This window comes from Methylobacterium sp. J-072 (assembly GCF_022829425.1).
GTDB lineage: Bacteria > Pseudomonadota > Alphaproteobacteria > Rhizobiales > Beijerinckiaceae > Methylobacterium.
Genome location: NZ_JAKSYK010000105.1, coordinates 38,198 through 45,364 on the forward strand (window position 1 = coordinate 38,198; position 7,167 = coordinate 45,364).

5 protein-coding genes and 1 pseudogene are annotated in these 7,167 nt (G+C 68.3%); 4 read left to right on the forward strand and 2 right to left on the reverse strand.

Annotation, left to right across the window (positions count from 1 at the left end; translation table 11 throughout):
- Nucleotide 1: 1 nt before the first annotated feature.
- The gene (locus MKK67_RS11870; RefSeq protein ID WP_243964816.1) at nucleotides 2–1,405 is read right to left on the reverse strand and encodes an MATE family efflux transporter; all 1,404 of its coding nucleotides are present in this window, start codon (nucleotides 1,403–1,405) and stop codon (nucleotides 2–4) included.
- 221 nt (nucleotides 1,406–1,626) lie between these two features.
- Here MKK67_RS11870 and MKK67_RS11875 point away from each other — a divergent pair, with 221 nt between their 5' ends.
- The 4 genes from MKK67_RS11875 (at nucleotide 1,627) to MKK67_RS11890 (ending at nucleotide 6,797) form a co-directional block, all read left to right on the forward strand.
- Nucleotides 1,627–2,100, forward strand: a complete 474-nt coding sequence (locus tag MKK67_RS11875) for a MarR family winged helix-turn-helix transcriptional regulator (protein ID WP_243964818.1) — start codon at nucleotides 1,627–1,629, stop codon at nucleotides 2,098–2,100.
- Nucleotides 2,101–3,075: 975 nt separating this feature from the next.
- Nucleotides 3,076–4,335 carry an MFS transporter gene (locus MKK67_RS11880; protein WP_243964820.1) on the forward strand — a complete coding sequence of 420 codons (1,260 nt, stop codon included), beginning with the start codon at nucleotides 3,076–3,078 and terminating at the stop codon, nucleotides 4,333–4,335.
- Nucleotides 4,332–5,036, forward strand: coding sequence for a siderophore-iron reductase FhuF (fhuF, locus tag MKK67_RS11885; protein WP_243964831.1), 705 nt, complete (start codon nucleotides 4,332–4,334; stop codon nucleotides 5,034–5,036). The genes MKK67_RS11880 and fhuF overlap by 4 nt, the downstream gene beginning before the upstream one ends.
- A gap of 9 nt (nucleotides 5,037–5,045) precedes the next feature.
- Nucleotides 5,046–6,797, forward strand: a complete 1,752-nt coding sequence (locus MKK67_RS11890) for an ABC transporter ATP-binding protein (protein WP_243964833.1) — start codon at nucleotides 5,046–5,048, stop codon at nucleotides 6,795–6,797.
- Between the two features lie 252 nt (nucleotides 6,798–7,049).
- Here MKK67_RS11890 and MKK67_RS11895 read toward each other — a convergent pair.
- Nucleotides 7,050–7,167, reverse strand: a pseudogene (locus tag MKK67_RS11895) (IS110 family transposase); the annotation flags it as partial.

Genomic DNA, 7,167 nt, shown 5'->3' on the forward strand with positions numbered 1-7,167 from the left:
CCTAGGATTTCGCCGTGGCGGGGTAATCGTCGGCTCGGACCATGATGGGTCGGGAGGCCGGACGCGCGGGCAGCCAGGCGCCAAAGGCCAGCGACGCGGCGTTCCCGATTCCCATCGCGGCCAGTCCGAGACCGAGGGCGAGGAAGAGGCCGTTCGTCCCCCAGCCGAGGTGGAGCGCCAGGGCGCCGCCGCCGAGGGACACGACGACCCGGAGGATGCCGGAGGCCAAGGGCCAGCAGACGCGGCCGGCACCCTGCGCGGCGAAGTACAGCGCCAGGCCGAACCCGAAGAACCCGTAGAAGGGACCGACGATGCGCAGATACGCCGCCCCCGTCGCCAGCATGGCGGCATCGTCGCCGAACAGGCGCAGCCACGCATCCGGCGCCAGGGCTGCGGCGATGCCCAGCACCTCCGTGACGCATCCCGAGATGATCGCCCCGGTCCAGGCCGAGCGTCGCGCCCGATCGATGTCGCCGGCACCCGCCGCCGTGCCGACCATGGCTGAAAGCGGGGCGCCGAAGCCGAATACGATCGGCACCAGCAGATATTCGAGTCGCACGCCGGTGCCGTAGCCGGCGACCGCTCCCGGTCCCTGCTGTCCGACGAGGCCGGTCGCGGTCGCGATCGTGACATTGGTGGTGACGGTGACCAGCGCCGAGACCGCACCGACCCGGAGGATCGCGGCGAGCGCCGCACCGGACAGCGCCGGTGGGCGCAGGGGCGGCCGGAGCACGCCGCGCCCCGACCACAGGTAGGTGGCGAAGATCGCCACGCCGACCGCGTAATAGACGAGCACCGCGACGCCGCCGCCGAAGATGCCGAGTTGCGGGATCGGCCCCCAGCCGAAGATCAGCGCCGGCGACAGGGGGACGAGCGCGACCGCTCCCCCGCAGGTCACGGTGGCCGGCAGGCTCATGTTGCCGGTCCCCCGGATCACCGCGGCGAGCGCGTTGAACAGCCAGACCAGCAGCGCGCCCGAGAACACGGCGGCGGAATAGGTCGTGGCCGCATCGAGGGATCCGCCCGTGCCGCCCATGGCCCGGAACAGGGCCGGTCCGAACGCCAGCGCCAGCGCCGTGGTGAGGATGCCGAGGGCCGCCGCGATGGCCACCGCATGCCATACCAGGCCGTTCGCCTCGTCCTGGCGACCGCCGCCAAGCGCGCGCGAGATCGCCGAGAGCATCCCGCCGCCGACCGCACCGGCGGAGACCATCTGCACGAACATCAGGATCGGGAAGACCAGGGCCATGCCGGCGAGGGCGTCTGTGCCGAGCTCGGCTACGAAGTAGGTCTCGATCAATCCGACCGAGGCCTGCACCACCGACATCAGGACGTTCGGGGCGGCCAGGCGCAGCAACGTCGGCGTGACCGGATCCTGCAGCAGGGCTCGTGTGCGCACGTCCATCGTGTGACCTCGACGGCGGAGGAGCCGGCCCCGCGGCAATGCCGCGATGGCGTGGCGCCCATATCGAACTTACATAGGTGCATATGCAAGTTATTGGAACTTGCATATGCACCTTCTTGCGCGGGTGGGTCAAGTTGCTCGCGGAGTCTCTGTCAGGACCGGGCAGCGCTCATTCGGAGCGGCGCGTGTACCCCGCTGCGCAATCGCGATAGGACGCGACCATGACCAACGATCCGAGCACATGCAGCAACGCCGTCCTGCGTCAGGCCATGCGCCGCATCGGCCAGCTCTACGACGAGGCTCTCGCGCCGAGCGGTCTGCGCGCCACGCAGCATGGGTTGCTCGCGACGGTTCGGAAGATGGGCTCGCCGACGATGCGGGAACTCGCCGAACGGACGGTCATGGACCTGTCCGGCCTCAGTCACACGCTGAAGCCGCTGACGCGGGACGGTTATCTCCAGCTCGTTCCCGATCCGCGGGATCGTCGCGTCCGACGCATCACGTTGACCGAGAAGGGAGAGATCAAGCTCGGAGAGACAGCAAAGCTATGGCGCGGGGCCCAGGATCGTTTCGAAGCGGTCTTTGGCATGGAACGAGCCGTCGCTCTCAGATCCGAGTTGCGCTTCCTCACCTCGCCCGAGTTTCAGGACGCGTTCAACGACACCGGGGCGGAGACGAGGACTGTGACGCGTTGAGCAAGTGGCTTCCGGATCGACTGGTACGACCGTGCGGCGACCATTCGCTCCCCTGTACGGACGGAAGCCGGATTCGCATGACTGAACCGTCTCAGAGCTCGGACACGCGGTAGGCCCGCACGGTTTTCCTGGTAATCCGACGCGTCCCGTCCGAGGCAAGGGACGCGATCACGCCGCCAAAGTCGTTGGGTGTCGGACGAGATCTAATCGCTCACGCGACTTTCGCCGCTCGGCCGGAAGTGAACATTCAAACTGGGTCGGCCCACCTCTCGTAGCGGATGGCGAGACGGCAGAACTGGGCGAGCTAGGCCGAGGTACCCTCATCCTGAGCGTGTCGAAGGATCGACGACCTACCTCTGACGTCCCAGCCGCTGGCTGCTCTCGATCCCGCGGCGGGCGATGCGGTCCTGGATGCGACGGCGGGTGAGTTCCATCGCGATTTCTACGATAGGCCGTTCCGACCAGAATGCCCGCACTGACGGGCACGGAAACGGAAAACTCAGGCGAGGCGCTTTGAGTTGGTGACGAGGTTTCGGCTCCGCGGGACGGACTGATCGTAGAACTCAGCTTCCTCACTCGACGATTGAGCAAAAAGCCCCGCCAGGGTCACGCTGGCCGGGCCTTTCGTGGTTGGTGTTCCAGAAAACACGCTGGGCCGCCCGATGGTGTGAGGGCCCTATCGAAAAGTCTCCGTCCTCAACGGCAGTTGTTCACTTACGATCGTTTCACTCGGGTCGCCGTTCGCAAGCGGGCCCGGCCCCAAATGAACGGGTCCGTCGAACCCGGTTCTGCACGCCGGTTGCTATAGATCTGCCAGCGCCGACGCCTTGATCGACCTTGCGTGCCCGGTCTAAATAAATAGTCCGCGGTAAAGTATTGAATTAGTTTGATTATAAACTGGCACAATCCAGACGGCTCGGGATCGCAGCGCCGCCAGGTGCCGGGTCATCGCCCCGCGTCACGACGGGGCGGACGATGCCGCTTGCGGTGAGCCGGTCTGTAGTCGGCGATATCGGCGTGCGCCTCGGCAGATCCCTGTCCGGCATGCGGCCGCTGGCGCCGTTCTTCTGCCTGTACATGACCTTCGGCGCCACGCTCGGCTTCCTGTCCGGTGGCGCGCCGCTGATCCTGCGGGTTCGGGGCCTTGAACTGGCCGAGGTCGGGCTGCTGCAACTCATCAACCTGCCGGTGGGGCTGACCTTCCTGTGGGCCGCGGCCCTCGACCGGATCCGCATGCCGTTCTTCGATCACCGGGTCGGCTGGATCGTTGCGGCCCAGGGCCTGACGATCCTCCTGCTCGGCATCCTGAGCTTCGGCGAGCACTGGCCGTTGCCGGCGCTGCTCCTGCTGGCGGTCGCGGCCTGTGCCTGCGTTGCCACCATGGACATCGCGCTGGAAGCGCTGGTGGTCGAGACCGTGCCGGCCGAGCGGCGCGCCTTCGTCGCCTCCGCCAAGCTCTGCGGCGCGTCCCTCGGCGGGATCCTGGGCGTCGGCGTCCTCGTCGGGTCCTACGATCTCCTGGGATGGCGCTTGGCGGTCCTGGCCTGCGCGGCGCTCGACGCCCTGTGCCTCCTGCCGATCCTCTTCTATCCGGAGGCGCGTCTCCATGGGATCGGTGGGGCGTTGGATCGTTGGTCGGGCTCGTTCGCGCGCCTGTGCGCCCTCGCGGCGCGGATCCTCGTGCTCGGCGCCTATTTCGCTGCCGCCTACCTGCTGTCGGGACCCAACACCCTGGCCTTGCTCGACCTCGGTGTCTCGCTCGCGCAGGTCGGCTTCCTGACCGGAACCGTCCTGCCGGCGATCAACTTGGTCATGGCGCTGGTCGTGGGCGGCCTCGCCGCACGCTTCGGCACGGTGCGGCTGATCGCCCTGGGGGCGTTCGGCGTCCTCGCCTCCGGCGGCCTGATGGCGGCAGCCTGCGCTGCCGCAGCGGTGAAGCTTGCGGTCGCCGCTACGATCCTGAACTTTCTGTGCGGCGGGATCCTGGGCGTGCCGGTGTTCAATATGATCTACCGCTGGGCGCAGGGGCCGCGGCCGGCCACGGATTACGCCCTGCTGTTCGGCGCGGCCTTCTTCGCGGCGATGCCGCTGCGGGTCGCCGCCCCGGCCCTGGCGGGGTGGGTCGGATGGCCGGGTTATTTCGGGGCGACGCTACCGATCTACGCGGCGGCGGTGGCGGGGCTCGTGATCGCGGTGGATCGGACCCTGCGGGCGGATGAAGAGAGACCGCGATGATCGCTGAAATCGCCGCGCGCGTTCCCGACTCGTTGGCCGCCTACCGGGACGGCGTCGCCGTCGGCCCCGGCGATGCCTCGGCGCTGCCGGTGGCGGCGCTGCGCGATCCGGCCGTGTTCGACACGACGCTGTCGGCCTTCGGGGCGGGATACGGGCCGGTCGATCGGCGCGTCCTGGTCTCGTACTGGAGCCAGTTCTATCTGGCCGCGCTCGCGACACCGGCCTTGACCGCCCTGGTCTGCCTCGGGCGCACCCTGCCGCTGGCTTTCGACACCACGCGCCTCGAGCTCGATGCCGCCGGACGCCCCGCCCGCCTGCTGGTGCCGGTGGATCCCCCGGACTGCCGGTCCGGTTGCGCGCTCGGCCTCGCCGGGCTGGTCGAGGATCATCTGCGCCCCTTCGTCGCGATGTGTCACGCCCGGTGTGGCATCGCCCCCCGGGTCCTCTGGGGCAACGCCGCGGTGATCGTCGACTACGTCGCCGGGGAATTGGGTTGCGGGGACGAGCCGGCCTGCACGGTCGCCGCGACGCGGCTCGGATGGCGCGGTGCGCTCGCCTGCGGTAAAAACCCCCTCGCGCAGGCTCTGTGCGCAGATGCGTCGGGCTGCCGGCGTCGGCGGGCCTGCTGCCTGCGTCATCGCCTTCCGGGCGTTCCCTCCTGCGGGGCGCTCTGTCCCCTCGAATGCGCCAGAGATCGCTGATCCGCCCCCATGCTGAAGGCCTTCCTCGCCTATTACCGGCCGCATCGGGCGCTGTTCCTGATGGATTTCGGCTGCGCCGTGCTGTCCGGCTTGCTGGAGCTCGGCTTCCCGATCGCGGTGAAGACTTTTGTCGACCGGCTCCTGCCGCAGCAGGATTGGAGCCTGATCGTGCTGGCGGCCTGCGGCCTCGCCCTGGTCTACGTGGCCAATGCCGGCCTGATGGTGGTGGTGACCTATTGGGGTCACGTGCTCGGCATCAACATCGAGACCACGATGCGGGCCCGGGCCTTCGACCACCTGCAGAAGCTGTCGTTCCGGTTCTATGACGGGCAGAAGACCGGCCATCTCGTCGCCCGGGTGACCAAGGATCTCGAGGAGATCGGTGAGGTCGCCCACCATGGCCCTGAGGATCTGTTCATCGCCGTGATGACACTGATCGGCGCCTTCGCGCTGATGGTCTGGGTCCACCCGACCCTGGCGCTGATCACCGGCGCGATCCTGCCGGTCATCGCCTTCGTGAGCCTGCGCTACGGCGGGCGCCTGACCCGCAACTGGCAGACGCAGTACGGCCGGGTCGGCGCCTTCAACGCCCGCATCGAGGAGAATGTCGGCGGGATGCGGGTCGTGCAGGCGTTTGCCAACGAGCAGCACGAGCGCGCCCTGTTCGCCCGGGACAACGCCCGCTACCGGGACACCAAGCTCGAAGCCTACCGGCTGATGGCGGCCAGCCTGTCGATCAACTATCTCGGCCTGCGCCTGGTCCAGATCGCGGTGCTGCTCGGTGGCGCGGCCTTCGTGGTCCGCGGCGACCTCACCGCCGGCGGCTTCGTCGGCTTCCTCCTGCTGGTCGGGGTGTTCTACCGCCCGCTGGAGAAGATCAGCGCGGTGATCGAGACCTATCCCAAGGGTGTCGCGGGCTTTCGCCGCTACCAGGAATTGCTCGCCAACGAGCCCGATATCGTCGACCGCCCGGATGCGGTCGAGGTGCAGGCCCTGCGCGGGGACATCCGCTTCGAGAATGTGAGCTTCGGTTACGAGAGCGGCCGCCCGATCTTCACCGGCCTCGACTTGACGATCGCCGCCGGCGAGACGGTCGCGTTCGTCGGCCCGTCGGGCGTCGGCAAGACCACGCTCTGTGCGCTGCTGCCGCGCTTCTACGAAGTCGCCGCCGGACGGGTGACGGTTGATGGCCTCGACGTGCGCGCCCTGACCCTGGCGTCCCTGCGGCGGCAGATCGGGATCGTGCAGCAGGACGTGTTCCTGTTCGCCGGCACGATCCGCGAGAACATCGCCTATGGCCGCCTCGACGCGACCGAGGCCGAGATCGACCAGGCCGCCCGCCGCGCCCGGCTCGGCGCGCTCATCGACAGCCTGCCCGCTGGGCTCGACACGGTGGTGGGCGAGCGCGGCGTGCGGCTGTCGGGGGGGCAGAAGCAGCGCATCGCCATCGCCCGGGTGTTCCTCAAGAACCCGCCGATCCTGATCCTCGACGAGGCGACCTCCGCCCTTGATACGCAGACCGAGCGCGAGATTCAGCAGGCCCTCGCTGACCTCGCCCAGGGGCGCACGACCCTGGTCATTGCCCATCGGCTCGCGACCATCCGCGACGCCGACCGTATTGTCGTCCTGGGTGAGGACGGCATCGTCGAGCAGGGGCGGCACGCGGCGCTGCTCGACGCCGGCGGCATCTACCGCCGCCTGCACGCGGCGCAATTCGGCTCTGTGGGTGAAGATGGGTTTTCCGCCACGGCGGCAGAGTAAGGCTCAGCCCTCTCTTCTCCGTCATTGCGAGCGTAGCGAAGCAACCTCGGGACACGCGATGTTCTGAAAGCCTGTTCGACTGCGCGATCGCAGTCGAAGGACGGTTCTGATCGATGGAAATCCCAATCTCTCTCCTCATCCTGAGGTGCTGCGCAGCAGCCTCGAAGGAGCCCTCCAGCGATCGCGCGGCTGGCTGGAGGGCTCCTTCGAGGGCGCCGCTCCGCTACGCCACCTCAGCGACTGTGTTGGAGGTCAAGCGCTTTGCCATGGTTTTTCATCCCTGAGCATGGCGTTGAGGATGGTGAGGAGCTTGCGGGCGGCGGCGATGACGGCGACCATCTTGGGCTTGCCGGCAGCGACCAGGCGGTCG

What these genes read in the sequence shown, in the direction of transcription:
- MKK67_RS11870 (WP_243964816.1), bottom strand. Translation starts at nt 1,405, where the DNA reads ATGGACGTGCGCACACGAGCCCTGCTGCAGGATCCGGTCACGCCGACG.
- MKK67_RS11875 (WP_243964818.1), top strand. Translation starts at nt 1,627, where the DNA reads ATGACCAACGATCCGAGCACATGCAGCAACGCCGTCCTGCGTCAGGCC.
- MKK67_RS11880 (WP_243964820.1), top strand. Translation starts at nt 3,076, where the DNA reads ATGCCGCTTGCGGTGAGCCGGTCTGTAGTCGGCGATATCGGCGTGCGC.
- fhuF (WP_243964831.1), top strand. Translation starts at nt 4,332, where the DNA reads ATGATCGCTGAAATCGCCGCGCGCGTTCCCGACTCGTTGGCCGCCTAC.
- MKK67_RS11890 (WP_243964833.1), top strand. Translation starts at nt 5,046, where the DNA reads ATGCTGAAGGCCTTCCTCGCCTATTACCGGCCGCATCGGGCGCTGTTC.